The sequence below is a fragment of the Neobacillus sp. K501 genome (assembly GCF_053749995.1).
On the sequence record NZ_JBSLYA010000005.1, the window covers coordinates 45,110 to 71,252 of the forward strand.

Below are 26,143 nucleotides of genomic sequence, written 5' to 3' on the forward strand. Positions count from 1 at the left end.
TTGGAAGTTTTGTTTGTTTATATAACGATATATTACCATAGATTTAGATTGAAATTGAGGAGCTAACTATGAAGGAAATTACTGTTGCAGAATTACAAAATAAGAAGAATCCTATTGTTATTGATATACGCTCACCAATTGAATTTAAAGACGGCTCAATACCTGGAGCTATCAATATTCCTTTATTTACGGATGAAGTGCGGCAGGAAATTGGGACCATTTATAAACATGAGGGACAAGAGGCTGCGAAATGGCGGGCAATGGAGAGGGTCTCTCCGAAAATTCCTGAATTGCTGAAACAAATTAAAGCCGAAATGGCAATTGGGGAAGAGTTAATCATTCATTGCTGGCGCGGAGGAATGCGGAGCAAAGCAGTGGTTACCTTTTTAGAATTTGCCGGAGTTCATGCGATGCGTCTAGTTGGCGGTTATAAAGCATTCCGTCAGCATGTCCTCACACAAATTCCTGAAATGTACCCAGAAAAAGCGGTTGTATTACACGGTTTAACAGGTGTTGGAAAAACAGAGGTTTTAAAATTATTAAAGAGACAGGGGTATCCAATCCTAGATTTAGAAGAAATGGCTGGACACCGTGGATCGATATTTGGAACGATCGGACTTGAGGATGGCCATAATCAAAAGACATTTGATTCCCTTTTATTCGAAGGACTTAAAAAAATTCATGGCTCCAGCTATTTTATCATCGAAGCTGAAAGCAAACGGATTGGGAAAGCCGTACAGCCAGAAGAGTTGATGGATAAAAAAATGAGTGGAATCCATATTCATATCAACACCCCATTTGAGGAAAGACTGAAGCATCTTGTTAATCAATATGTAGTCCCATTTAAGAATGAACCATGGTATCACGAAAAAATTGCCACTAACATTGATAAAATTCTTAAAAGAATCAAAGATAACGATATGAAAAAACAGTTGGTTACCACTTTAGAAGAAAAGAACTATCAAGAAATGATTCGTATTTTACTGGATCATTATTATGATCCCCGCTATGATCATAAACGCCAGGAATATAATGGGGATTTTATCGAAATATATGCGGATGATTATCAAGATGCAGCACGTAAAGTCGCAAAGGAATTTGAGAAAGTGGAGTTTCAACCTGCCTTAAATTTAATCGAGAAATAGGAAACCCGCCGAACAGTATCGGCGGGTTTTTAAGTTTCAGCGATTTTTAAATGGTCTTAGTCCACGACGTTTAATTTCATCCTTGAGAATCTTTATCCATTCCTTTTCTTTCCCAGACTTTACGGCAGCACGATAAGAAACAACCAATTGTTCGTTACTCATTATTTTCAACTTAAGTAAGCCTCCTTAGAAAGTGGGATTGAATATTCAGTTTTTAATATTGTAATAGGTTTCACCGCTTTTGAGAACCCCATTTCATAAATTTGTCAAATAAAGTTCAATGTTATTGAATATTCCGAAAAATATGATAACATATTTTTGAAAGCGTTTGCGAGGAAATAATCTGTTACGGGAGGGGTAAAATGACTAATTTACTCAACATAACAATCGGTAAGCTTTTAGAGGAAAAAGCAAGATTACATCCTAATCATGAGGCAGTAGTTTATTCGGACCGGAATTTACGCTTAACCTACAAGCAGTTTGATGAAGAATGCAGAAAGGCAGCAAAAGGATTAATGAAACTGGGGGTTGAAGTTGGAGAGAAATTGGCTGCTTGGTCTTCAAATACTCCTGAATGGCTAATAACACAATTCGCCACAGGTAAAATGGGTGCGGTACTTGTAACCGTAAATACAAACTACCAAACTGCTGAACTAGAGTATTTATTGAAGCAATCAGATAGCACAACAATCATCTTGATGGATACATATAAAGAATCGTCTTATATTGATATGGTTTATGATATCGCCCCTGAGTTAAAGAACTCGGAGCCAGGACAACTTAAATGTTCCCGCTTACCATATTTAAAGAATATTATTGTAATGGGTGATAAGAAGTATCCAGGAACCTTCAATTGGGAGGAAGTTGTCAACCTAGGAAGAAATGTCCCTGAAGAAGAATTAGACTACGTAATGAACTCGCTTCAGCCAGATGATGTTATTAATATGCAATACACTTCTGGTACAACTGGTTTTCCAAAAGGGGTCATGCTTACACATAATAATATCGTGAATAATGGCTTTAATATCGCGAATTGTATGGAGTTGACATTGCAAGATAGACTTTGTATTCCTGTACCATTTTTTCATTGTTTTGGCTGTGTATTAGGGACAATGGCCTGCGTATCTGTTGGTGCAACAATGGTGCCAGTGCAAGAATTTAGCCCGAAAAAGGTTTTGCAAACCGTTCAGGATGAAAAATGTACAGGGCTCCATGGTGTCCCAACGATGTTCATTGCAGAATTAAATGACCCTGATTTTTCAAAATTTGATTTATCAACCTTAAGAACAGGGATCATGGCAGGATCAAATTGTCCAATTGAAGTAATGAAAGCTGTTATTGAAAAAATGGGAGCCTCTGAGATAACGATTGCCTACGGTCAAACGGAATCTTCTCCAGTTATCACGCAAACAAGAACAGATGATCCAATTGAAATTCGGGTAGAAACGGTGGGAAAGGCTTTACCTAATGTTGAAGTAAAGGTTGTGGAGCCGGGAACTGGTAATGAGGTGCCACGAGGGCAGCAAGGAGAGCTCTGTACAAGAGGATACCATGTAATGAAAGGTTATTATAAAAATGAAGAGGCAACAAGAGAGGCCATTGATGAAGATGGATGGCTGCATACAGGTGATTTAGCGGTTATGGATGAAAAGGGTTATTGCCGGATTACTGGGCGATTGAAGGACATGATTATTAGAGGCGGGGAAAATATATATCCTCGGGAAATTGAAGAATTTCTCTATAGCCATCCAAAAATCCTTGATGTTCAAGTGATTGGGATTCCTGATTCGGTCTATGGAGAAGAAGTTATGGCATGGGTTATTCTAAAAGAAGGAGAAACAGCAGATGCCGAAGAAATAACAGATTTCTGTTATGGAAAGATTTCAAAGCATAAAATTCCGAAATATATTGAATTTACTAGTTCTTATCCAATGACAGCATCAGGAAAAATCCAAAAATACCGATTACGTGAAAAAGCTAAAGAAATCATTAATACAAAAGAGTGGTCTAACAATAAATGAATAAGAACTAGTTGCACTTCTCTCTTTCCATTGATTATACTTAAGAATGGATAAGACAGAAAGGAACGGTGTCTATAGATGATTCATTTATCATGGCAAACACGTGAAACGATAAAACAAGTAAAATGTGTTCACACTGATGCAAAAAAATATATTGTAAATAATGCTTTGACAGCTGGTAAGATTTATGATGTGAAAAATGAAACAGAAGAGTTTTATTACATTATCGATAATACTGGTAAAGTTGGCGGCTTTTACAAGGAATATTTCCAAGAAGCTTAGGGATTGGACTGCAAGGTTATGCCTGCAGTCTTTTTCTGTTCCATTAGGGGGGATTAGGATGAAATTGTGGGAGGAACTCTTTAGTTTAAATGGATCAGCAGTAAAATTAGTACCCGTCAGCATTGACCATTTAGATGGACTTTGGGAAGCGGCAAAACCAGAAGAAATTTGGACATTTACGGCAAGTAAAGTTCGTAGTAAGGCAGAAATGGAGCAAACCATTATGAAGGCGATTCAAGAGAGAGACAGTGGTTCTGCATATACTTTTACCGTTGTTGATCATCTAAACCGAATCATTGGAAGTACAACCTTCTTAGACATAAAACCAGCTCATAAAAGTGTTGAAATCGGATCGACATGGTACCATCCAGATGTGTGGAGAACAAGAGTAAACACGGAATGTAAATTACTACTTCTACAGCATGCCTTTGAAAAATGGGGATTAACGCGTGTACAACTCAAGACCGATTCACGAAACCTTCGTTCACAAACGGCTATCTCACGTTTAGGAGCAGTTAAGGAAGGTACCCTGCGCAAAGACCGGGTTATTGCCGATGGATATGTTCGGGATACTGTTTTCTTTAGTATTCTCAATGAAGAATGGGAAAATGTTAAACAACAATTAATGGGAAAATTAAACGCTTAATGAAAAATGCCTGTGGAAGTACAGGCATTTTTTAAATGATGTATTTATTTATAAGAGGTGTTTTTCATTGCTCTATTTATTTATTGGAGTAGCGGGTATGATTGGCAGTTTGCTTCGTTACTCCATCGCTATTATGACCATCCATATTTGGAATCCTGCATTCCCACTGGCTACTTTATTAGTCAATTTAATTGGCTCTTTTCTATTAGGCTGGTGTTCAAGTTATTTTCAAAAGTTAAAGAAGGTACCAGCTAATATCAAAACTGCCATTACAACAGGCATTATCGGCTCCTTTACGACCTTTTCTACTTTTTGCCTTGAAACCATCCAATTAATCGAAGTGGGGGATTATTGGATAGCATTCATTTACATGATTATAAGTTTCTTAGGGGGACTTTTATTCGTAAACCTAGGTATTAAAGTTGGTTACCAACCTGAATTAGAAACGGGGAAGAAGGTATGATAAAAGTCATTTGTGTTGCGATTGGTGGTTTCTTGGGAGCTATTAGCAGGTATACACTAAGTCAAGCGATCCAAAAAAAGACAAATGCTGGTTTTCCATTCGGGACACTGACCGTTAATTTGCTTGGAGCCTTTCTTTTGGGAATGTTATTAAGTACTTTATCAAAAGGACCTATTTATTTGCTATTCGGAGTAGGTTTTTTGGGGGCATTTACGACCTTTTCTACACTAAACCTTGAAGCTGCACAGTTAAGGGGAGTGGGGAAGTGGAAACAATTTTATGGTTATTTGATTTTCAGCTATACATTAGGACTACTTCTTGCTTACCTCGGACTCATTATTGGAAAAATAATATAAAAAGAAGCATTGGAAGTCCAATGCTTCTTTGCTTTTTATTAATTTGGATTTGTTTTCACTTCTGGCTGCTTGTTGTTTTGATAAAGTTTTCTGCTGATGACCGTTTGAATAATTAAGAATGTTCCACCGACTGCCCAATATAAAGGGAGTGCAGCTGGCGCACTAATGGAGAACATGACGATCATAAGCGGGGAAAGTAATCCCATAAATTTCATTTGTTGTTGCTGTTGAATAGGCATGCTAGATTGTGAAACTTTAAATTGCAGGTAATAAACCACCCCTGCAATAATGGTTATGATAATGTCTGGGTGTCCTAAGCTAAACCATAAAAAGCGATGGGTTGCTATTTCTTCTGACCCACGGATGGCATAATAAAACCCTGTAAGAATAGGCATTTGTATTAATATCGGTAAACATCCGATATTTAATGGATTAACACCATGCTTTTGATATAATCCCATCATTTCTTGTTGTAGTTCCTGCTTCTTTTTGGGATCTTTTTCGTCTTTAAGTTTCTTTTGAATAACTTCCATTTCAGGCTTAAGAACATCCATTTTTTCTTTCATAGCCATTTGGTTTTTATATTGCTTAAGCATTAATGGCATCAAAGCCAATCTAATAATGAGCGTAACGAGAATGATGGATAATCCATAGTTTCCGTTAAATAACTCTGCTAAAAAATGAATGAAAACGATAAAGGGTTCAACAAAGTACGTATGGAAAAATCCATCCCCTTTTCCGTCTGCAGATGAACAGGCTGAGAGTACGATGCTTGTGAATGCTAAAAGAATGGTTAATTGTGAAGAACGTTTGATATTCATATTTCCTCCTAGTTGGTTGAATAAGTGGGTCTAAAAAGCAAGGAGGAAATTGGTTCATCAGAATCATCCTGGGAACTTTCTTTTCTACGAATATATGTTATTATCCAAACGAAAATTAGATTGGTATTAAAGTTGGATTTTTTCTGGTAACAAAACAAAGGGTGATTTATTTTTGTATGAGCAGGTTCTGTGATTGACCCCATAAAAGAATATTCTACATTCCATGCCCATAGCAACTTTAAGATCACACCAAAGTATACGCTCAGATAAACCGCGTTTAACGCATTGATGTCTGAGAAATCAACAAGCAGCTGGTACAAAAATAATCACCTCACTTTTTTTACCGTTAATTTGAGTATAATAGAGAATAATCAAAGAATCAATTTAATGAAATAATCTAAAAATGCTGCTCCAATGTATAAGAGCAGCATTTCTTACTATCCTTATGGCTTCTTCCAGTGTGCGGTGATTTTTTTGTATGCGTAATCGACTTTTTCTTCAGTTGGTGGCTCTACATGCTTTAATGGATATTCAAGGCCGAGTGCTTCCCATTTATAAACACCAAGCTTATGATAGGGAAGGATCTCGATCTTTTGCACATTTTCAAGTGTTCCAATGAACTCGCCGAGCTTTTCGAGATCTTCTGGTTCATCTGTAACAGTAGGTACTAGAACATGGCGGACCCAAATAGGAACTTTTCTGTCAGATAAGAACTTGGCAAATTCAAGAATATGTTCATTCGCCATACCGGTTAACTGAATATGTTTTTTTCGATTAATATGCTTTAAATCTAGAAGAACAAGGTCGGTATATTGTAATAATTCCTCAAGCTGTTCGATAAAAAGCTTGGAATGAGAGAAACAGCCACCGGAAGAATCGATGGTGGTATGGATGCCTTTCTTTTTACATTCCTTGAAAAGTTGAGTAAGGAAAGGAATTTGCAGCAATGGTTCACCGCCGCTTACGGTAATTCCACCTCCTGATGCTTGAATGAATGGGAGATAGGACATTAGATCATCCATGATATCGGAAACGGTCATTACTTTACCGGTACCGATTTCCCAAGTATCTGCGTTATGGCAAAACTGGCAGCGCAATAAACAGCCTTGCGTGAAAATGACATAACGTATTCCTGGTCCGTCGACTGTCCCTAAAGTTTCGATTGAATGAATATTTCCGTTCATGATGATGATCCCCTTTCAGTTTTAAAGAAGGAAGCCCCGCAAAAGGGGCTTCTCTAAGTCTATTTATAATGATTCATGGAAGGTACGATTAATAACGTCTAGCTGCTGTTCTTTTGTTAATTTAATGAAGTTAACCGCATATCCAGATACACGAATCGTTAATTGTGGATAGAGTTCTGGGTGCTCCATAGCATCGATAAGCGTTTCACGATTAAAGACGTTAACATTTAAATGATGACCAGATTTGATTGCATATCCATCTAGGATAGAAACAAGGTTACGAATTTGATTTTCCTCTTCTTTACCTAATGCCTTAGGTACGATTGAGAATGTGTTAGAAATTCCATCCATCGCATAGCTATATGGAAGCTTAGCAACAGAAGAGAGAGAAGCTAATGTTCCTTTTGTATCACGTCCATGCATAGGGTTAGCACCAGGTGCAAAAGGTTCTCCCGCACGGCGGCCATCAGGCGTATTTCCTGTTTTCTTACCATAAACTACGTTTGAAGTAATCGTCAAGATTGACATTGTATGAACGGAATTACGGTATGTTTGATGCTTCCGTAATTTTTTCATAAAGCTCTCAACAATTTCAACGGCAATACTGTCAACACGATCATCGTTGTTTCCGTATTTTGGATAGTCTCCAGTTGTTTCAAAATCAACGGCAATCCCATTTTCATCACGAATGACTTTTACTTCACCAAACTTAATAGCACTTAGTGAGTCAGCAACAACGCTTAAGCCGGCGATGCCTGTAGCCATTGTACGAAGAATTTCAGTGTCATGTAACGCCATCTCAATTCTTTCGTAGCTGTACTTATCATGCATATAATGAATGACATTTAAGGTATTGATATATAAACCAGCAAGCCATTCCATCATTAGGTCGAATTTTGCCATGACCTCTTCATAATCCAATACCTCAGAAGTAATCGGTTGATACTGTGGTCCAACTTGAATTTTTAATTTTTCATCGACTCCGCCATTAATGGAGTAGAGAAGGGCTTTCGCAAGGTTCGCACGAGCACCGAAGAACTGCATTTGCTTTCCAATTTCCATTGCGGATACACAACAAGCAATCCCGTAATCATCGCCATATTCTGGGCGCATAATGTCGTCATTTTCATATTGGATTGAACTCGTTTTGATAGACATTTTTGCACAGTATTGTTTAAAGTGTTCTGGAAGCTGTGCTGACCATAATACCGTTAAGTTAGGCTCTGGAGCAGGACCTAAGTTATCTAGTGTGTGAAGGAATCGGAATGATGTCTTTGTTACCAAAGAGCGACCGTCTAAGGCCATACCACCGATAGATTCTGTTACCCAAGTTGGGTCACCGCTGAATAATTCATTATAATCTGGTGTGCGAGCGAATTTAACTAAGCGAAGCTTCATAACAAAATGGTCTACTAATTCTTGTGCTTCTACTTCTGTTAATGTTCCATTTTGAATATCTCTTTCAACATAGATATCTAAGAAAGTAGAGACCCGGCCGAGGCTCATTGCTGCACCGTTTTGCTCTTTGATGGCTGCAAGGTAACCAAAGTATAGCCATTGGAATGCTTCGGTAGCAGTTTTTGCTGGTTGAGAAATATTGTATCCGTAGCTAGCAGCCATTTGTTTTAGTTCTTTTAACGCTCGGATTTGTTCAGCAATTTCTTCCCGTAGTCGAATATTTTCTTCCGTCATGACGCTGCTAGTATTTTTTTGAGCTTGTTGTTTTTCTTTAATTAAGAAATCAACACCATATAGTGCTACGCGGCGATAATCCCCAATAATACGTCCGCGACCATAAGCATCAGGAAGTCCAGTAATGATGGCAGCCTTACGAGCTAACATCATTTCATCTGTATAGGCATCAAATACACCTTGGTTGTGAGTTTTACGGAACTCAGTGAAAATCCGTTCGATTTCAGAATTTAATTCATAGCCGTAAGCTTCACAAGCTGCTTTTGCCATACGAATTCCACCGAAAGGCTGCATGGAACGGTTAAAAGGTTTATCGGTTTGTACCCCGACTACTTTTTCAAGCTCCTCATTAAGATAACCTGGGCCATGAGAGGTGATAGTAGATACAGTTTCCGTATCCATATCTAAAATTCCGCCTTTTTCGCGCTCTTGTTTCGTTAATTCCATTACTTGATCCCAAAGCTTATGTGTTGCCTCAGTTGCACTGGCTAAAAACTGATCATCACCTTCGTATTGTTCGTAGTTTTTCAGGATAAAGTCTCGAACGTTGACCTCCTTTGTCCATCTGCCTTTTGTAAATCCTTGCCATTGTTCCATGTTTATTCACCTCGTATTTTAATAAAAAAGTAGTATAACAGTTTTATTGTTTAGAACTTACTTAGAGTATAACAGGATTCGAATGGATTAATAATATAGATTTGTAGTTAAATGTTAAGATATTGTGAAGTGTTAATTTTACGGTGTTTTTTTGGGGTATTTTTGAACAAATTATGAACTGTAACGGAGATTAAATGATAACTGTACTATAATTATTCGTCAGTTTTTAAAAACTGTTATATAAGAAAAATCGAATAATAGCAATATATCGATAGGGAAAACCTATAAAACAGATGCTATTTCAAATGAAAAAAGCAGGAGATTCTTTGATCTCCTGCTTTCTGACTTAATTCACGATAATATCTGCAATCATAGGACCATTGTGATTGCGGTCACCGTGTGTTTCACAAATTAATCGATAGGTTCCTTCTTTATCAAACTGTAGGCTAACCATTGTTTCTTCTCCCTTTTTTACAGTGCCTTTAATATCGGTCCCTTCAATAAAGAACGGATGCTCTTCACCGTTAATCCCACTGATGTATAAATTAACCTTTTCTCCTTTTTCGATTTGAATCTGACTAGGGTCCCAGCGGTACACTTCAATTTTCTTTCCATCTTTCATGGTCGATTGGTACTCAACTGTAACCATATGAATTTCTCGTGTCTTTCCTTGCTCTTCCTGATTGAAAACAGCCGTATCTCCCGCTTTAAGTAAAAACCATGCTGAAATGGTAACCAGTAAAAATGCCACTCCAAGGATGAATAGAAAGGTATCCTTTTTTAATACTAAGAATTTCATCACAAGCCTCCCCAATGAATTTGTCCTACTTCATGTTTATGCTGAATAGGGGGACAAACTTGTCTCTTTTTATAACTTTTTTTAAAGAATAGGACATATAGATGAATGTAGGCAATGATTTCTTGTTTTCAAGATGAAAGAATTGGGTGGTCATGATTTGTTTGCCAAAAATAAAAAATTACTTTCTGTTGGAAAATTCCTCTTTCCGCTGCTTTTATCTATTCTTGCGATTGTTGAATTACAAAAATTTGTTGGGGATTTAGATATTCTATTACTGACAGATGAAATTAATCAACTCTATCCTGGTACAGTGTTTGTCATTTGCTCTGTTCTGTTTCTAGCGGTCCTACCGATGGTTTTCTATGATGTCATGTTGATGAAAATACTGGGAGTAAGGTTAAAGAAAAAGGTATTAATCGAACAGTCGATGATCGCCAATTCTTATTCTAACTTAATAGGTTTAGGCGGGATTGTCGGGGGGATGATTAGAACCTATTTCTATCATAAGCTTGAGAAGGATAAATTAAGATTATTGAGTGGAATTGCAGCTGTATCGTTATTTTATTTAACGGGGATATCATTTCTTTCATTTATTGTCGTCATTGGGTATCGGTATTTCCCAATCTTTTTTCAGGCTAAATGGCTTTTTTATACCGTTTTGGTGATTTCATTCTATCTACCGATATTTATTGGGTTTCATTTATATAAAAACTTAAACGACAAGGAGTCTCTAATTACGGTTAGAACAGGAGTAAAGCTCTTTTTTATATCCATTTTAGAATGGTCGTCACTATTCTTAGCATTTTGGTTATTATGTGAAATCATGAATATCGCTGTCTCTTTTGAAGAGCTTTTTCCAGTATTTGTGATTGCGATTTGTGCTGGAATAATTAGCATGGTTCCAGGTGGCTTGGGCACTTTTGATTTAGTGTTTATTTGGGGAATGCAATATTTACAAACACCTGAGGAAAAAGTCCTAGTCTTGCTTTTGTTTTATCGAATTGGTTATTATTTACTGCCGTTTTTATTTAGTACCTTACTTTTTATCAAGTATTTGGATTTCCCAATAAAAATTTATTATTTCAAGTGAATTTTTTTTGTGAAGGTTATATTTCATAATTGCGGATCTAGTTAATTATGTATCTTTTTATTAACATCTTAGGATAATGATTTTCTATTTAAAAATAATTTGCTAAAATTGTAGGAAATAAGTAATAGATAGGATGGTTACGAATTGTTAAGGTTGGTTACAATTATCATTACGATGACTCTAGTATTTATAAATCAAGTAAGCGCTTATGCTGCAGAAATTCCTGCAGTTGAAATAAAAAGTGAGGCCGCTGTTCTATTAGATTCAGAAACAGGGGCGATATTATATGCGAAAAATGCTGAAGAAAGACTGTTTCCGGCAAGTTTGACAAAAATAGCAACAGCCATCTATGCCATTGATAAAGGACAATTAGATGATATTGTAACGATTAGTTCACGAGCTGTAGCAGAAGAAGGAACAAAGGTATTTTTAGTCGAAGGTGAACAAGTGCCGCTTAAGAAGCTAATCCAAGGAATGCTTATAAACTCAGGAAACGATGCTGCTGTCGCGATTGCTGAGCACCTAGATGGTTCGGTAGAGTCCTTTTCTGAAAGTATAAATATGTATCTAAGGGACGAAATAGGTGTGGTAAATACCCATTTTACAAATCCGAATGGCTTGTTCCATGAACAACACTATACCACTGCGATGGATTTAGCTTTAATAACCAATTATGCAGCAAAGAATGAGGTATTTGCTGAAATATTTGGAACAAAAGAATTACCATGGTCCGGACAGTCTTGGGAGACGAAGCTCATTACCCATCACCGCCTTTTAAAAGGTGAATTTCCATACGAAGGAATTACTGGAGGGAAGACTGGATTTGTAAATGAATCAAAACATACACTTGCAACAACTGCCGCAAAAAACGAATTACAATTAACAGCAATCGTATTAAAAGCGAATGCTAATAAAGATGCTTATCAAGATACTGAGGTATTGCTTGATTATGGTTTTCAGAACTTTCATCACAGGTCTTTAGCGAAAAATGAAATTTTTGAAAGTGGTAAGAAAGAATTTTATCCAGATAGGGATATAACAATCACCGAACCTTTAACAGGTTCGCAATTAAGTGTTGATGATAAAGGAATTCTTTCTGTTGTTAATAATGGTCAGGTATATCAAACGGTAGAGCTTCTTTTAAAAGAGGAGCCGAAACAGATGACAATGAAAGAGGATAAGCAAATGACAACGGAAGAAAGCAGCATCAATGGCATGTATGGGATTGCGATCTTTGCGTTAGCGGGAATTTTTATCGGAATAAGAAAAAAGATAGCCAATAAACATAAAAAAACAGAAGCCATGTAAGAGTTAGCTCTTCATGGCTTCTGTTTTTGTGTTAAGTTAGTGAGCAGCAGCATTATAGATGAAATCAGCACCATAGAAAGAACTAATAACCATGCTAATCGCATGTTTCCAGATTCCATGGCAACATATATAGCTGTTGGAGCAGTTTGTGTTTTTTCAGGTATATTCCCTGCAAACATTAGCGTCGCGCCAAATTCTCCTAATGCTCTTGCGAAGCTCATGACTAATCCAGAAATAATGGAAGGGAGGGAGAGTGGTAAAGAAACATATAAAAATACCTTCCATTCATTAGCCCCATCCACTCTTGCGGCTTCTTCAATATCTTTATCCACTGATTGGAACCCTAATTTAACAGATTGATACATCAGCGGGAAGGCTACTGTTGTCGAAGCAATTATGGCAGCCCCAGGTGTAAACATGATCGAGTGTTGAAACAATTGATCAATAATTATACCGATAAGACCATTTTTTCCAAAAAAGTAAATAAGTAAAAAACCAATCACTGTTGGCGGTAAAACAATTGGCAGCATTAAAAAGGTTTCGACTAACATCTTCCCTTTAAATTGTTTATTGTAAAGAAATCTTCCTAATGAAATCCCTAAACAACAGACGATCATAACTGATATAGCAGCTACTTCTAGGGAAAATAAAAGAGGTGACCAAAACTCATTCTGAGACATAACGATCAATCCAATACTGTAAAACCAAATTTTTTAAAAATAGATTTAGCTGATTCACTTTGTAAATAATCAAAAAATAGTAGAGCTTCTTTTTGATGCTTGGAATTCTTTATGATTCCAGCAGGATAAATGATAGGGTCATGATTCTGTTCGTTCGCAGTGGCAACAATTTTTATCTTGCTAGATGCCATTGCATCTGTCTGATAGACAAGACCTGCATCCACATTTTCCGTTTCCACATAAGCGAGTACTTGGCGGACATCCTTTGTTTGCACTAATTTCGGCTCAACGATCTCCCATATAGCTATATTTTGAAGCGTCTGCTTCGCATACATTCCTGCTGGTACTGATTCAGGGATGCCGATGGCGATTTTATTAATCTTATCCATTTTTAAATCAACCAAGTTTACCAATGATTTCGTATTATTCTTGTTTGTTATTAATACAAGTTTATTACTTAATAATTCAACCTGTTTGTCTGCCTCAATCAACCCTTTTTGAGTTAATTCACTAAAATGATCTTGGGCAGCAGAAAGGTAGAGGTCTGCTGGGGCCCCTTGGAGAATTTGCTGCTTCAAAGCACCAGAACCTCCAATGTTAATGTGCAGAGTAATTTCTTTATGGTCCTTTTCAAAATTACCTTTGATTTCCGTTAACGCATCATGAAGACTTGCTGCCGCAGAAATCGTGAGTTCAACAGTTTGGGATTCATTTTTTGTACAACCGCTTATCGATAATAAAACTATGAAGACCGTTCCAATTAGAGAGTATTTTCTCATCTATTTCTTCCTCTCAAATTACCTTTGTGTCACTTTCTTACATCATTATAACGAAACGTGTATCATCCTAAAAGTATAATGACATAAAAAAAACTGCCTTGCAGGCAGTTTTAGACGGTATTCAAGTTAATAATGTGCTAAATTTTTCACATTTTTATTGGACTCTGTTTGCCACGTGTTGACAAACCTCTTCAGCAGTCAATCCACTAGCCTCTATGACCGAAGCTTTTGTACTAGTACCTGCCATTCCCATCACATTTGAATCTAGACCGGTTACAACACAGCAATCGCAATTTTGGGCATCTGATTCTTGTTTTAATTCAACGACATCATAACCTTTTTCACGTAGAGCTTGTTGAATATCTGTTAGAGATTGTTCAACTCCCACTTTTGCCATACAAAACACCTCCTCCTGTAGTTTATCTTGCCAAAGTTACTGGCAATTATTCGGTATAAGTCTCGAAATTCTACCAAAAGCTAATAGTGGAGGTGTTAGTATGGGAAAACGGAAAGCGGATCCTTCAACGATTGGACTTAGTTCACCGCAGGTTGAAGGTCAGGGTACTACAAACACAGAAACAGGCAGACGAAAAGAATCTTCGTCCCGTAGAAAAGAGAAGAAATTCTAAAGAAAAAGCGGGCATCCTTAAGTGCCCGCTTTGAATTATTTATACATTTCAGCAACCTGTTTTTGAATTTCAGTATTTTCTAGATACTCATCATAAGTCATTTGCTTATCAACTAAACCAGTTGGTGTCAATTCAAAGATTCGATTTGCAATCGTTTGAATGAACTGATGGTCATGTGAAGCAAATAAAAGGGAGCCCTTGAAGTTAATTAATCCATTATTCAATGCTGTAATTGATTCTAAATCAAGGTGGTTTGTTGGTTCATCAAGAAGCAAAACATTTGCTCCGCTTAACATCATTTTCGAAAGCATGCAACGAACTTTTTCTCCCCCTGAGAGAACACTTGCTTTTTTTAGAACTTCTTCACCAGAGAACAACATTCTTCCTAAAAATCCTCTTAAGAAGCTTTCGCTATCATCTTTAGGTGAAAATTGGCGCAGCCAATCTACTAGCGTTACATCACTATTCTCAAAATACTCGGAGTTATCCTTAGGGAAATAGGCTTGTGAAGTAGTGATCCCCCATTTGAAGGTTCCGCTGTCAGCTTCCATTTCACCCATTAATATTTTGAATAAAGTCGTTTTCGCCAATTCATTCGTACCAACAAGAGCAATTTTATCTCCTTTATTCATGAAAAAGCTAATATTATCAAGAACTTTAACACCATCGATAGTTTTCGTTAAGCCTTCAACACGTAACAAATCATTACCGATTTCACGGTCCGGTGTAAAGCCTACAAATGGGTACCGGCGGGAAGAAGGTCTAATATCATCAAGGGTAATCTTGTCTAATAGTTTTTTACGAGATGTTGCCTGCTTGGATTTAGAAGCATTTGCACTAAAGCGGGCAATAAATGCTTGTAATTCTTTAATTTTTTCTTCTTTCTTTTTATTAGCATCAGAAGCCATTCTTTGAGCTAATTGGCTTGATTCATACCAAAAATCATAATTCCCTACATAAAGCTGAATTTTACCGAAATCTAAATCAGCAATACTTGTACAAACCTTATTTAAAAAGTGACGGTCATGGGAAACGACGATAACAGTATTCTCAAAGTTGATTAAGAACTCTTCGAGCCATTGAATTGCCTTAATATCTAGATGGTTTGTTGGCTCATCAAGGAGTAATACATCTGGTGCACCAAAAAGGGCTTGGGCAAGTAAAACTTTTACTTTGTCAGATCCGCTCAATTCCTCCATTTTTTTATAATGAAGGTCTTCGCCGATTCCTAGTCCTTTTAATAGGATGGCCGCTTCAGATTCTGCTTCCCAGCCGTTTAGTTCAGCAAATTCACCTTCAAGTTCAGCTGCTCTCATTCCATCCTCATCAGTGAAATTTTCCTTCATATAGATCGCATCTTTTTCCTGCATGACTTCATAAAGTCTAGCGTGGCCCATAATAACTGTTTTTAAGACTTCATGTTCTTCATACTCAAAATGGTTTTGTTTTAGAACAGCCATCCGTTCATTGGGACCAAGTTGAACGGTACCAGTCTGTGCTTCAATTTCACCAGATAATATTTTTAAAAAGGTTGACTTCCCAGCTCCATTTGCACCAATCAGTCCATAACAGTTCCCAGGTGTAAATTTGATGTTAACATCTTCAAATAACTTTCGATCTCCATATCTTAAGCCTACATTACTTACAGTGATCATTATGAAATCCTCCAAGAACAAAATATCTATTCATTATACCATTAAAAGAATGGAAGAGCGAATTCTTTGGTGAAATGGGGAGGCTGATAGGGTAAATTTGGATTTATTGAAGAAAAATTTTCTAAAATTTTTTCGTGGTTTTCATACTTTATTCATATTTTTGTTGTAGAATTGGATTATGAAGTAATGAAGAAGGTGAGAAGTATGACGAAAAAACAGCTTACTGATCTCGTTAACAAGCTAAAAAAGGCAGGAATTAAAGCCAGTTTAACAAAACCAAAGTCCAATTACCTTTTATCTCTACAACAATTAAAAAAGTATCCTTCATCGGTGAATTAAATAGGTAATGAAAAGCGATTAATCCAAAGGACTAACCGCTTTTTTTATTTGATCTATTTTATTTCCTTCATAATCTTTTCATATACTACTTGTCTGTCGAAATCTTCACCCATAGGGAACTTCTCGATAAATTTATTGTTTTCATCAAGTAAATAGGTGAATGTAGTATGAACATACTGACCATTTCCAGGGTCTTTATATTGAAATTGCAGTGATTCGCCAAGTTCTCTAATTTTTTTCTGATCTTCTTTAATATTGTTTTGATCACCAGTTAGAAAAATCCAATTATTGCTATTATCAATTTGAAAACCTTTCATATATTTTTGCAAGACTTCTGGAGTATCACGATAAGGGTCGATGGTAATCGTAATAAATTGTATACTCTCACCAAATACTCCATCCTTTACTAAATCACCCTGTAATTTAACCATTTTCTGAGTCGTGGTGGGACAAACATCTGGGCAATGAGTGTAAATAAATTCAACAAGTTTTAATTTTTTTTCGCCAATATTGTAAGAATCACCGTTTTGGTCAATCAAGGTGATATCTGCAGGTACTTTTGTATTCGCATCTCGAATAAGAAAGAAAGAAATTCCACCTGCAATCAGCAAGAAAACGGCAAGACTGGAAATAAGATAGACTTTCTTCATCAATATCCCTCCTATCATAAAGATAAAGAAGTTTTTCTAAAAAAGATATGGATATATTGTGAACAAAAACTTGTACAGACGGGAAAAAATTCCGTTATACTATATGAAAAGATATAGAAGGGTGAGTTTCGTGGCGAGAAAAGTTTGGGTGTTTGCTACTCAATTGCTGATTTTAATAATTATTTATCATCTTGGCAATCAAATAACACGATTCTTTCACCTGAGAATACCTGGAAATGTAGTAGGGATGCTTTTTCTTTTATGTTTGTTGTGGATGAAGATAATAAAAATAGATCAGATTGAAGTTGCAGCAGGCTGGATGCTAAAACATTTAGGCTTCTTCTTTATTCCGATTTCTGTCGGGTTAATGACTCTTGGGATAGTCATCGTAAAAAACGGAATTCCACTTTTGATTATTTTGGTGGTTAGTGGTGTTTTGGGACTTATTACTGCTGGGAAAGTTACGCAAACATTCATTAAAAGAAAAGAAGTGAAAGTGGATGCTCATAATCACGATTTTTAGTATTATCATGACAATCCTAATATACAATTTGAGTCTTACATTGGCTAGAAAATCTTCATCTCCGCTTACGAATCCTGTATTTTTTAGCACCGCTGTGATCATTGTTGTTTTATTGGTAACGAATATTTCCTATGAGGAATATACTCCTGCAAAAGATATCATGTCATACTTTTTAGGACCTGCAACGGTTGCGCTTGCTGTTCCCATCTATAAAAATAGAAAGGTAATGGCGAAATATTTTAGTGCATCCATGTTTGGCCTGTTATCAGGTTCAATTATAACCATCATTTCAGCCATTCTATTAGCGCTTATGTTTCATTTACCGAGAGATATGTTTCTTTCTTTGAGTGTTAAATCAGTAACAACACCAATTGCTCTCGAAGTAGGGAAAATGATAGGCGGAAATTTACCACTTATCGTTGGCTTTGTTATTTTTACTGGGATAATTGGGGCGATGTTTGGTGGAAAATTATTGAATATGGTAAAGGTAGATCATCCCTTTGCGAGAGGATTGTCAATTGGAACCATTGCCCACGGAATTGGAACTGCAGAAGCAGTTAGAGAAGGAGAAATTCAAGGTGCAGTTGCAGGTGCGGCAATGGGCATTGCAGGTGTGCTAACTTCTATCTTGATTCCATATATCATCCCATATTTTTTGTAAATTTAATGTATCTATGTTCTTTTTTTACATAAAATAAACAACGGTTGTTAATAATCAGATAAATTTTTTGACAACTTTTGTTATTTGTAATATCCTATAAATGTATTTTTTATCAAAAGGAGTATGTTGTATGTTAGGTGTCGTTCTTAACTAATCCAAACAATTGGATATTTTCATTCCAGCCATACCTGATTTTTTATGAAATTAATCAAGGTTTATTTGTGTGCGCTTATGGAATGAAGTTAAGAACAATGGGCATACCAAAGCATACAATTTTTCCTATGTAAGCTGTGTACATCCGTGTAGGCAGTTTTTTTATGGTTAAATTTGTATACAAAAAAATGAGTACATTTCTCATTTTATTTGACTAGGCCGCAATGACATTGTTCATTGCGGCTATTTTTATTTTTAGGAGGCAAAAAAATGAATCAACATACATTTTCTGTTTTAGATTTTCAACAAATTAAAGAAATGATTGCTCAGTATGCATTAACAAACGAAGGTAAGGAGAAAATTAATCATTTGTCTCCATCCGCCCATCTTAAACAAATAGAAGCCTGGTTGGATGAAGTAACCGAAGCAGTTGAAATTTTGACAAAGTCTTCAAGTGTACCTGTACATGGATTGAGTGGAATGGAGCTAATTTTAAACAAATTAAACAAGGGTGCTGCGCTCGTAGCAGAGCAATTTGTCAAGCTTAACGATTTCTTGGATTGTTGTGGGAAAATGCGAAGGTTTATGCAGGACAAAGGATACCTAGCACCAAGAGTTTCTGCCTATGTGAGTGTAATTGAGGAACTTCCAGAGCTTGCCAATGAAATCACTCGCTGCATTCGAAATGGAAGAGTGGATGACTATGCAAGTAAAGAGTTACTGAAAATTAGAAAACAGATGGCTATTTACGAAGAACGACTCAAAGAAAAAACGTTGCAATTGCTGCGTTCTAATAAGTATAAAAATTATTTACAAGAAAATGTTATCAGCCAAAGAGATGGGCGTTATGTGATTCCCATTAAAAAGGAGTACCGCAATAAAATAAAAGGAGCTGTGCTAGATACATCGGCTTCCGGTTCAACTCTATTTATTGAACCAGAAGAAATTTCACATTATCAAGATCAAATAACATGGCTACAGGCAGATGAAGAGATGGAAGAACAAAAAGTTCTTACCTATTTAACAGGTTTGGTTGAAGAGAGAGAACAGCAAATTCGTTTAGCCATCGAAACGATGGTACACTATGATACATTGTTTGCTAAAGCAAAATATAGCCGTTCGATTAATGGAGTGAAGGTTCATATTAATCAAGACCAAAAGATTAAGCTAATTAATGCAAAACATCCACTTCTGGGGGAAAAGGCTGTGCCATTGTCATTAGAAATGGACGAGGGACAATCGGCATTTGTGATTACAGGACCTAATACAGGAGGAAAAACAGTTACCATAAAAACGGTTGGACTTTTAACATTAATGGTACAGTGTGGTCTTCATATTCCCGCTTCAGAAGAAAGTAATCTTTGTATCTTTGAACGGATTCTTGTTGATATTGGCGATGGTCAGAGCATTACAGAAAATCTCAGTACTTTTAGTTCACGGATTGTAAATATTATTGATATTTTAAAGGAAACAAATGAAAGTACACTCGTTTTATTAGATGAACTTGGATCGGGTACAGATCCAGGCGAAGGTATGGGGTTAGCCACAGCGATACTAGAGCAGCTGTATGAAAAAGGAGCTGTGCTATTTGCCACTACACACTATAGTGAAATTAAGGAGTTTGCTGAAAACCATCAAGGCTTTTTGAATGGGTCGATGGAGTTTGATTTAAAAACACTTAGTCCTACTTATCGTTTAACAATCGGCAGAGGAGGGGAGAGTCAGGCATTTGCCATCGCACTCAAACTAGGAGTTCATCCAAAAATCATAGAACGAGCTCATCAAATTACGTATAAAGAAAATAAAAAATATATATATGAAGAAGTCGATAGATGGAAACGTAAGGAACTTGAAAAACAAGTGATTGTGAATAAGTACAAAAACCAAAGAAAATCATCGGAGCAAAAAGTGAATATTCCTGTTTACATCCAAGGTGACAATGTGAGAATATCTCCAACAAATGAATTCGGAATCGTTTATTCAGGTCCTGATTCACAAGGGAATTATATTGTCCAAGTAAAACAGGAAAAGCAGACTGTTAATCATAAAAGGTTAAAGTTATATATTTCAGCAAAAGAGCTATATCCAGAGGACTATGATTTCGATATTATTTTTCAATCAAAGGAAAATCGTAAGAAAAGTAAAATCCTATCCAAAAGACATGATGAAGAAATTACAATTGATTTCTCAGAATAAACCAAGAAAGGATGATACCATTTGGCGGTGTCATCCTTTTGGTTGATAAAAGTCAATGAACAAAATATGAATTTCAAATGAAAACGGTTAATAAACTGTCAAATAACGTTCATAGGAAATCTATTAACAAATGAAATCCTTAGGTTTAATATGTAACTGTACATTATGTGAAGAACATCACAAACTTAATTAAAAATGAAGGAGTCTTGTCAATGGAACTGCAACCAATGGATCAAGTCATCCAAAATGCGATAAAAAAGAAAGGATATTTACAACAATCAATTAGCAAATACTTAATACGAGCAGCTTTATCTGGTATTTATATTGGATTTGGAATTATATTATCTTTTCGACTAGGAGAGGGCTTTTATGACATTCATTCCCCTGTTGCATCGATAATGACCTCGATATTCTTTGGAATTGCACTTGTCCTGATTATATATGGAGGCTCAGAATTATTTACAGGTAACACGATGACTTTTACAATGAGTACATTAAAAAAAGCTACAACCTTCAAGGATCTGATTGAAAACTGGATCGCATGTTATTTTGGTAATTTAATGGGAGCAGTCTTTTTTGCATTGATCATTCTGTTTTCTGGAATTCTCTCGACACCTGAAAATAGTCAGTTAATTATGGCTACAGCATCGGGAAAAATGCATTATTCAGTTATAGAACTGTTTTTTCGTGCTATTTTATGTAATTGGGTTGTTTGCTTAGCCGTTTGGCTGCCGATGCATGTAAAAGGGGATGCGGCCAAAATTTCTGTCATGATGTTGCTTGTTTTTGCCTTTGTTGCTTCTGGTTTTGAGCACAGTGTGGCCAATATGGTAACTTTTTCAATTGCCTTAATGGTTCCACATCCTGAAACGATATCATTAATGGGTGCCATACATAATCTAATTCCCGTGACAATTGGTAATATAATTGGAGGTGGGTTATTTGTGGGTGGTGTATATGTATTCCTCACTTCCTCGGTCAAGCAAAAAAAGGCTGTGGAAAAACATGCTTCAAAAATGAATAATGAAACAAATCCCATCTATTTGAAAAAGATAAAAGTTTAGCCTTCCCTTTTTGGAAGGCTATATTTTTGTCGTTTCTTCTATTTCTTATTTTTTAAATATTTTTCTGCGAGCAGATGCTTGACCTGGTTGTAGCTTAAGCCTGATTGACTATTTAATCTTTTTACTTCGTTGATATCCGTCCCAGCAACTGTATAGTTTTTTTGTTTGGAATTCCTCATTTTTTTAGGTCCCTTCTTAATTTGTTTTGGTAAAAGGATTACTTTTAGCAATGAAAACGAATGTTTTGGTACATACTATAAAAAAAGGAGGCGATTCCCATTTTTTATGGTAAAAGAGCTAGGGATGAAGAATTTGAAACCATCATGATTGATACTGAAATTTACTCCTGTATAGATGATTCTTGCATTGGCTGGATGAGAAAGGATTTTGTCACGGATGATTTGCTTTGTCCGATGTGTGGAAATGAAATGATTCATGAGATTAAAGAACTTCCTAAAATATAAATTGTAAAAGACTGTCACACTGGTAGACAGTCTTTCCTTTTTTAAAGATTTTCATTTTGCTGACGAATTTCATCACCTGTAATCAACGTGTTAGCTTCCTTTAGTCTTTCATGTTCATCCACTGAATCACCTGGAACATATTTTTGTTTTGGCAATATGTCTCCATAATTATTCGTCATTTGCGGTTCCTTTGGTGCTGTCGTTAAGTAATCATCTTTTTTAGCTTTAGCCATGGAGCACCCCCTCCTATTTTAAGGATTTGCATAACGGCTAAGATTATCCCCTCCGATTGCTTACAAAGAAAAAACTCTCCATAATGGAGAGTTTTAGTGGTTATTCTTCTCTTTTGGCTAAACAACGGTCGCATTCCATTAGGTAGCTTTCTGCTTGTTCTTCCATGTGCTGACCACATTCCGGACATTCTTTTTTTGGCAGGTTACGGAAAAATTCTACAGGGCTCATTAACATTTCATATTCCTCCTTTTTCAATACAGAACGAAAATATAATAATTGTTGTAGTACAGATAGTACAAAAAATGGCTTATTCTTCTTTTTTTGCTAAACAGCGATCACATTCGATTAAATAACTTTCAGCTTGTTCGTCAATGTGTTGACCACACTCAGGACATTCCTTCTTTGGGAGATTACGGAAAAATTCAACCGGACTCATTAACATTTTGGACTCCTCCTTATTTAATACAGTTTATTAAGTTCTTGTCTGTTGTAGTACAGTATAATCAAAAAAAAGGGATTTGTGTAGACTTTTTTGAAAAAAAAATAAATTTTTTCTAAAATGATACATTTATCCCATCTCAGTTTAGTTTGAACCGATAAATAAAAATAAATGCAACCTGCTAAATATAACTCTCTAATTAATGGGTCAATATTCCTATTATTAATGCTTCCATAACTTGCAAAATTCCTTTACAATCAAATGAGACACAGAATTGTAACAATTGGAGGGGTGCTGTAAATGGATACAGTATCAGTAACTTTTCATCCATTTTTGATATTTATTGCTATTGGTTTAACGATCATGGCCTCCTATACTGGTTTAGATATGTTTACTTTAATTAAGAATTCTAAAAAAAATAGTAGACTATTGTATCTTGGCGGCTCAATCGCGATAGGATTGGCAATCTGGATTATGAATTTTATCGGTATCATTGCTGCTGATAACGATCGTTTTTCAAGTTACCAAATCCCGTTAACCGTGTTATCTATTTTAATCACAATTGCTTTTTCAGCAATGGCATTTTTTCCTTTTTTTAATAAAACAATTCACTTTATTCATCTTTTAACTGGCAGTTCATTTTTAACCATTTCTGTTTATGCCATTCATTTTATCAGTATTTATGCGATGAACTTATCACTTGAATATAATCTTTTTCTCTTTATTTTCTCAGGTGTCTTGATTTTTGGCTCCTTTTTCTTTTCTTTATGGATTCTTTTTTCTACTAAAAGCCAATTAAACGGGAGTCATACTTGGTTAAAACCGATTAGTGCACTAATAATGTCCGGTACAATTGCTGAAGGACATTTTCTATTAAAAAGAGGTTCAACATTAATTTCTACCCAAAATCAACAGATTGTTTCTGGAAATGAAAATGCATTTCTTATATATTTAGTATTATTTATCACGGTTTTAATCATTGGTGGATTAATTGCCTCTAGTAATATGATTGGAAAACTTCTGGTTGAATCGGATACAAACTTAAAGGATATCAGAGCAGCTCTTGATGCTTCTGCCATTGTCGCGATGACGGATCCGAAAGGAAAAATCACTTTTGTGAACGAAAAATTTGAAGAAATTTCAAAATATAGTCGTGATGAATTATTGGGTCAGGATCACCGAATTTTAAATTCGGGTCTCCATTCAAAAGAGTTCTTTCAAGAATTATGGCGTACAATCGGCCAAGGCTCAGTTTGGAAAGGGGAAATTTGCAATAGAGCAAAAGATGGCTCGACATACTGGGTAGATACTACGATTGTGCCGTTTTTGAATAAAAAAGGTAAACCATATCAATATGTTGCGATAAGAACGGATATTTCTGATCGGAAAAGACAAGAAGTTCACTTGAAAGAATCGATTAAAGATAATACAGATATTCGATTTGCTCTTGACCAATCTACGATTGTTGCCTTTACTGATGCGAAGGGGATTATTACAAGTGTCAATGATAAATTCTGTGAAATTTCAAAGTACAGTCGTGAAGAAATTATTGGTAAAGACCACAGCATCTTAAATTCTGGATATCATTCGAGGGAGTACTTTAAAGACTTATGGAGAACCATTGGTCAGGGAAGGGTATGGAAAGGTGAAATACGAAATCAGGCTAAGGATGGGACACTCTATTGGGTGGATACAACGATTGTTCCATTTTTGAATGAGCATGGTAAGCCGTATCAGTATGTAGCAATTAGAAATGATATAACAGAACGTAAGAAAACAGAAGAAACGCTCCACCGCCAGGATAAACTTGCGGCTGTAGGTCAATTAGCGGCAGGTGTTGCCCATGAAATTCGAAACCCTCTAACATCCATGAAAGGTTATGCAGAATTCCTAACGCTAGATGAAAAAGATCCGGAACGCTTAGAGTTTATGAATATTATTCTCGATGAAATTGAACGGGTTAATACGATTGTGGAAGATTTCATGGTATTAGCAAAGCCAAAAATGATTGAATTAGAAGAAATGAATGTTGTTCCTGTCATTAAAAATGTAGTTTCTTTGTTGGAATTTGAGGCTAGAAAGAGGCATGTTCGGCTTTCTTTTGATTGTGAGCATGAAATTATTCAAATTGAATGTGACGAAAACCGTTTAAAACAGGTATTCTTAAATTTCATTAAAAACGGAATTGAAGCAATGCCGAATGGCGGTGAATTGCGTATTAGAACAATGATTCAGAATAACAATGTGCAAATCTCGATACAGGATACTGGTATAGGCATTCCTGAAGAAAAATTGAAAAGGCTCGGAGAACCATTTTATACCACAAAGAAAAATGGAAATGGTTTAGGATTAATGGTTAGTTTTAAGATTATCGAAAATCATAATGGGAAAGTATTTGTTGAGAGTGAACCGAATAAAGGAACAACTTTCAATATTCTATTACCAGCAAAACCAGCATAAAAAACGGGAGAGCTAATTCTAACGGGTTCCGTTCAGAGGGAGAAACAACTAAAATAACATTAATAAAGGAGGTGCGATTCGCACCTCTTTTTTTGTACTAATTTACATAGGAATTATCATCATTATTTAATTTTGTTCTTCCATTGTGGATTATCTGCTACAACGAATGAGTTAAATAGTGAATCATACTTATCCCCTTCGAGTGAGTAAACAGAAATTTGAGGTTGAGAAATCATTGACTCATATAATGTTTCTACCGTATGGAACAATTCTTCGATTAAAAGTTGAGATATAACTTTACCCTTAATGTCCGCTATCCCAGGGTAATCCTCAACCATTTCCGCTTCTAAAAATGGTTGTGCCTTCATCATTTCTGAAATTTGTCCATTACCAGAGAACTTTAATAAATCACGCCAGTACGGACAAGCCAACATTATTGAAATAAAACCATTAAAACTTTTCCCGACCTTTCCAGCCTGTCCTTCTGAATCAATATATATAACCGGGAGCTTTTCAACTTCACCAGAACCAATTAATACAAAAATTCCACCCGACGCGTCTTGAGCAAGAATCGTAGCTTTTTCATCTATCTTAAAATAAAATTCTTCTGTATCTGAATTAGGCTCAATCACTTCAAAGTCATAGTATTCAATAAGATTATCAACTATTTCGGGTTTGCTCAAAATTGTTGTAAACAATTTCGGTGTCTCCAAATTTATTCCCCCTCATTAAGTTACTTGTTACTGAAAGTTAAGAATAACTGTATTTTATTTCAACTTATTGGTGGTAATCCCTAATCCTAAATAAATTAAC

Annotated in this window: 31 protein-coding genes; 16 read left to right on the forward strand and 15 right to left on the reverse strand. The window is 35.9% G+C overall.

Features of this window, described 5'->3' with window-relative positions:
- The first annotated feature begins 68 nt into the window (after positions 1-68).
- Positions 69-1,145: a tRNA 2-selenouridine(34) synthase MnmH gene (mnmH, locus tag ACWM35_RS12960; RefSeq protein ID WP_454819053.1), complete on the forward strand. Its 1,077-nt coding sequence runs from the start codon at positions 69-71 to the stop codon at positions 1,143-1,145.
- 36 nt (positions 1,146-1,181) lie between these two features.
- Here mnmH and sda read toward each other — a convergent pair whose 3' ends face one another.
- Positions 1,182-1,307: a sporulation histidine kinase inhibitor Sda gene (gene sda, locus ACWM35_RS12965; protein ID WP_454819478.1), complete on the reverse strand. Its 126-nt coding sequence runs from the start codon at positions 1,305-1,307 to the stop codon at positions 1,182-1,184.
- A 200-nt stretch (positions 1,308-1,507) separates the two neighbouring features.
- On the opposite strand from sda, the gene ACWM35_RS12970 reads away from it, so the two are divergent.
- From ACWM35_RS12970 to ACWM35_RS12990, 5 genes are all read left to right on the forward strand, one after another.
- On the forward strand, positions 1,508-3,166 hold the full coding sequence (locus ACWM35_RS12970) for an AMP-binding protein (RefSeq protein WP_454819055.1): 1,659 nt from the start codon (positions 1,508-1,510) through the stop codon (positions 3,164-3,166).
- Positions 3,167-3,244: 78 nt separating this feature from the next.
- Positions 3,245-3,448 (forward strand): DUF6501 family protein, encoded by a 204-nt coding sequence (locus ACWM35_RS12975; protein ID WP_454819057.1) that lies wholly within the window; start codon positions 3,245-3,247, stop codon positions 3,446-3,448.
- A gap of 58 nt (positions 3,449-3,506) precedes the next feature.
- The gene (locus ACWM35_RS12980) at positions 3,507-4,094 is read left to right on the forward strand and encodes a GNAT family N-acetyltransferase (protein WP_454819059.1); all 588 of its coding nucleotides are present in this window, start codon (positions 3,507-3,509) and stop codon (positions 4,092-4,094) included.
- Positions 4,095-4,161: 67 nt separating this feature from the next.
- On the forward strand, positions 4,162-4,557 hold the full coding sequence (gene crcB / locus ACWM35_RS12985; protein WP_454819061.1) for a fluoride efflux transporter CrcB: 396 nt from the start codon (positions 4,162-4,164) through the stop codon (positions 4,555-4,557).
- Entirely contained in the window at positions 4,554-4,913 is a 360-nt protein-coding gene (locus ACWM35_RS12990) for a fluoride efflux transporter FluC (RefSeq protein ID WP_454819063.1), read from the forward strand. The genes crcB and ACWM35_RS12990 overlap by 4 nt, the downstream gene beginning before the upstream one ends.
- 38 nt (positions 4,914-4,951) lie before the next feature.
- Here the strand turns inward: ACWM35_RS12990 and yidC are convergent, their stop codons facing one another.
- From yidC to ACWM35_RS13010, 4 genes are all read right to left on the reverse strand, one after another.
- Positions 4,952-5,734, reverse strand: coding sequence for a membrane protein insertase YidC (yidC, locus tag ACWM35_RS12995; protein ID WP_454819065.1), 783 nt, complete (start codon positions 5,732-5,734; stop codon positions 4,952-4,954).
- Between the two features lie 443 nt (positions 5,735-6,177).
- A complete protein-coding gene (gene pflA, locus ACWM35_RS13000; protein ID WP_454819067.1) occupies positions 6,178-6,918 on the reverse strand; it encodes a pyruvate formate-lyase-activating protein in 741 nt (246 codons plus the stop codon).
- 63 nt (positions 6,919-6,981) lie between these two features.
- Complete coding sequence (pflB, locus tag ACWM35_RS13005; RefSeq protein WP_454819069.1) at positions 6,982-9,207, reverse strand: formate C-acetyltransferase; 2,226 nt, start codon at positions 9,205-9,207, stop codon at positions 6,982-6,984.
- 346 nt (positions 9,208-9,553) lie between these two features.
- Positions 9,554-10,006 (reverse strand): cupredoxin domain-containing protein, encoded by a 453-nt coding sequence (locus ACWM35_RS13010; protein ID WP_454819071.1) that lies wholly within the window; start codon positions 10,004-10,006, stop codon positions 9,554-9,556.
- Positions 10,007-10,163: 157 nt separating this feature from the next.
- Between ACWM35_RS13010 and ACWM35_RS13015 the strand changes: the two genes are divergently transcribed.
- Together ACWM35_RS13015 and ACWM35_RS13020 are read left to right on the forward strand one after the other, a co-directional pair.
- Positions 10,164-11,096: a lysylphosphatidylglycerol synthase domain-containing protein gene (locus tag ACWM35_RS13015; protein WP_454819073.1), complete on the forward strand. Its 933-nt coding sequence runs from the start codon at positions 10,164-10,166 to the stop codon at positions 11,094-11,096.
- 144 nt (positions 11,097-11,240) lie between these two features.
- Positions 11,241-12,404 carry a D-alanyl-D-alanine carboxypeptidase family protein gene (locus ACWM35_RS13020; protein ID WP_454819075.1) on the forward strand — a complete coding sequence of 388 codons (1,164 nt, stop codon included), beginning with the start codon at positions 11,241-11,243 and terminating at the stop codon, positions 12,402-12,404.
- An 11-nt stretch (positions 12,405-12,415) separates the two neighbouring features.
- On the opposite strand, the gene modB is transcribed toward ACWM35_RS13020, so the two are convergent.
- The 3 genes from modB to ACWM35_RS13035 form a co-directional block, all read right to left on the reverse strand.
- Positions 12,416-13,084 (reverse strand): molybdate ABC transporter permease subunit, encoded by a 669-nt coding sequence (modB, locus tag ACWM35_RS13025; protein ID WP_454819077.1) that lies wholly within the window; start codon positions 13,082-13,084, stop codon positions 12,416-12,418.
- Between the two features lie 5 nt (positions 13,085-13,089).
- On the reverse strand, positions 13,090-13,863 hold the full coding sequence (gene modA, locus ACWM35_RS13030; RefSeq protein WP_454819079.1) for a molybdate ABC transporter substrate-binding protein: 774 nt from the start codon (positions 13,861-13,863) through the stop codon (positions 13,090-13,092).
- A gap of 154 nt (positions 13,864-14,017) precedes the next feature.
- Positions 14,018-14,260 carry a YkuS family protein gene (locus ACWM35_RS13035; RefSeq protein ID WP_454819081.1) on the reverse strand — a complete coding sequence of 81 codons (243 nt, stop codon included), beginning with the start codon at positions 14,258-14,260 and terminating at the stop codon, positions 14,018-14,020.
- A 100-nt stretch (positions 14,261-14,360) separates the two neighbouring features.
- On the opposite strand from ACWM35_RS13035, the gene ACWM35_RS13040 reads away from it, so the two are divergent.
- A complete protein-coding gene (locus tag ACWM35_RS13040) occupies positions 14,361-14,492 on the forward strand; it encodes a YuzL family protein (protein WP_454819083.1) in 132 nt (43 codons plus the stop codon).
- A gap of 35 nt (positions 14,493-14,527) precedes the next feature.
- Here ACWM35_RS13040 and ACWM35_RS13045 read toward each other — a convergent pair whose 3' ends face one another.
- Positions 14,528-16,147, reverse strand: a complete 1,620-nt coding sequence (locus ACWM35_RS13045; RefSeq protein WP_454819085.1) for an ABC-F family ATP-binding cassette domain-containing protein — start codon at positions 16,145-16,147, stop codon at positions 14,528-14,530.
- Between the two features lie 204 nt (positions 16,148-16,351).
- Between ACWM35_RS13045 and ACWM35_RS13050 the strand changes: the two genes are divergently transcribed.
- Positions 16,352-16,486: a hypothetical protein gene (locus tag ACWM35_RS13050; RefSeq protein WP_454819087.1), complete on the forward strand. Its 135-nt coding sequence runs from the start codon at positions 16,352-16,354 to the stop codon at positions 16,484-16,486.
- A 53-nt stretch (positions 16,487-16,539) separates the two neighbouring features.
- Here the strand turns inward: ACWM35_RS13050 and ACWM35_RS13055 are convergent, their stop codons facing one another.
- Complete coding sequence (locus tag ACWM35_RS13055; RefSeq protein WP_454819089.1) at positions 16,540-17,136, reverse strand: SCO family protein; 597 nt, start codon at positions 17,134-17,136, stop codon at positions 16,540-16,542.
- 130 nt (positions 17,137-17,266) lie between these two features.
- On the opposite strand from ACWM35_RS13055, the gene ACWM35_RS13060 reads away from it, so the two are divergent.
- The 4 genes from ACWM35_RS13060 (at position 17,267) to ACWM35_RS13075 (ending at position 21,733) form a co-directional block, all read left to right on the forward strand.
- Complete coding sequence (locus tag ACWM35_RS13060; protein ID WP_454819091.1) at positions 17,267-17,659, forward strand: CidA/LrgA family protein; 393 nt, start codon at positions 17,267-17,269, stop codon at positions 17,657-17,659.
- On the forward strand, positions 17,637-18,320 hold the full coding sequence (locus ACWM35_RS13065) for an LrgB family protein (RefSeq protein ID WP_454819093.1): 684 nt from the start codon (positions 17,637-17,639) through the stop codon (positions 18,318-18,320). Before ACWM35_RS13060 ends, ACWM35_RS13065 begins: the two co-directional genes overlap by 23 nt.
- 423 nt (positions 18,321-18,743) lie before the next feature.
- Positions 18,744-20,669, forward strand: coding sequence for an endonuclease MutS2 (locus ACWM35_RS13070; protein ID WP_454819095.1), 1,926 nt, complete (start codon positions 18,744-18,746; stop codon positions 20,667-20,669).
- Positions 20,670-20,881: 212 nt separating this feature from the next.
- Positions 20,882-21,733 carry a formate/nitrite transporter family protein gene (locus ACWM35_RS13075; RefSeq protein WP_454819097.1) on the forward strand — a complete coding sequence of 284 codons (852 nt, stop codon included), beginning with the start codon at positions 20,882-20,884 and terminating at the stop codon, positions 21,731-21,733.
- A 38-nt stretch (positions 21,734-21,771) separates the two neighbouring features.
- On the opposite strand, the gene ACWM35_RS13080 is transcribed toward ACWM35_RS13075, so the two are convergent.
- Positions 21,772-21,912, reverse strand: coding sequence for a hypothetical protein (locus ACWM35_RS13080; RefSeq protein ID WP_454819098.1), 141 nt, complete (start codon positions 21,910-21,912; stop codon positions 21,772-21,774).
- 99 nt (positions 21,913-22,011) lie between these two features.
- Between ACWM35_RS13080 and ACWM35_RS13085 the strand changes: the two genes are divergently transcribed.
- Complete coding sequence (locus ACWM35_RS13085) at positions 22,012-22,197, forward strand: cold-inducible protein YdjO-related protein (protein WP_454819479.1); 186 nt, start codon at positions 22,012-22,014, stop codon at positions 22,195-22,197.
- A 41-nt stretch (positions 22,198-22,238) separates the two neighbouring features.
- Here ACWM35_RS13085 and ACWM35_RS13090 read toward each other — a convergent pair whose 3' ends face one another.
- The 3 genes from ACWM35_RS13090 to yhfH (ACWM35_RS13100) all read right to left on the reverse strand — a co-directional run bounded on the left by ACWM35_RS13090 (position 22,239) and on the right by yhfH (ACWM35_RS13100) (position 22,873).
- A complete protein-coding gene (locus ACWM35_RS13090) occupies positions 22,239-22,430 on the reverse strand; it encodes a hypothetical protein (protein WP_454819100.1) in 192 nt (63 codons plus the stop codon).
- Between the two features lie 100 nt (positions 22,431-22,530).
- Positions 22,531-22,665 (reverse strand): protein YhfH, encoded by a 135-nt coding sequence (yhfH, locus tag ACWM35_RS13095; protein ID WP_454819102.1) that lies wholly within the window; start codon positions 22,663-22,665, stop codon positions 22,531-22,533.
- Between the two features lie 73 nt (positions 22,666-22,738).
- The gene (gene yhfH, locus ACWM35_RS13100) at positions 22,739-22,873 is read right to left on the reverse strand and encodes a protein YhfH (RefSeq protein ID WP_454819104.1); all 135 of its coding nucleotides are present in this window, start codon (positions 22,871-22,873) and stop codon (positions 22,739-22,741) included.
- Between the two features lie 297 nt (positions 22,874-23,170).
- Between yhfH (ACWM35_RS13100) and ACWM35_RS13105 the strand changes: the two genes are divergently transcribed.
- Positions 23,171-25,330: a PAS domain S-box protein gene (locus ACWM35_RS13105; protein WP_454819106.1), complete on the forward strand. Its 2,160-nt coding sequence runs from the start codon at positions 23,171-23,173 to the stop codon at positions 25,328-25,330.
- Positions 25,331-25,452: 122 nt separating this feature from the next.
- On the opposite strand, the gene ACWM35_RS13110 is transcribed toward ACWM35_RS13105, so the two are convergent.
- A complete protein-coding gene (locus tag ACWM35_RS13110; protein WP_454819107.1) occupies positions 25,453-26,028 on the reverse strand; it encodes a hypothetical protein in 576 nt (191 codons plus the stop codon).
- Positions 26,029-26,143 lie beyond the last annotated feature (115 nt).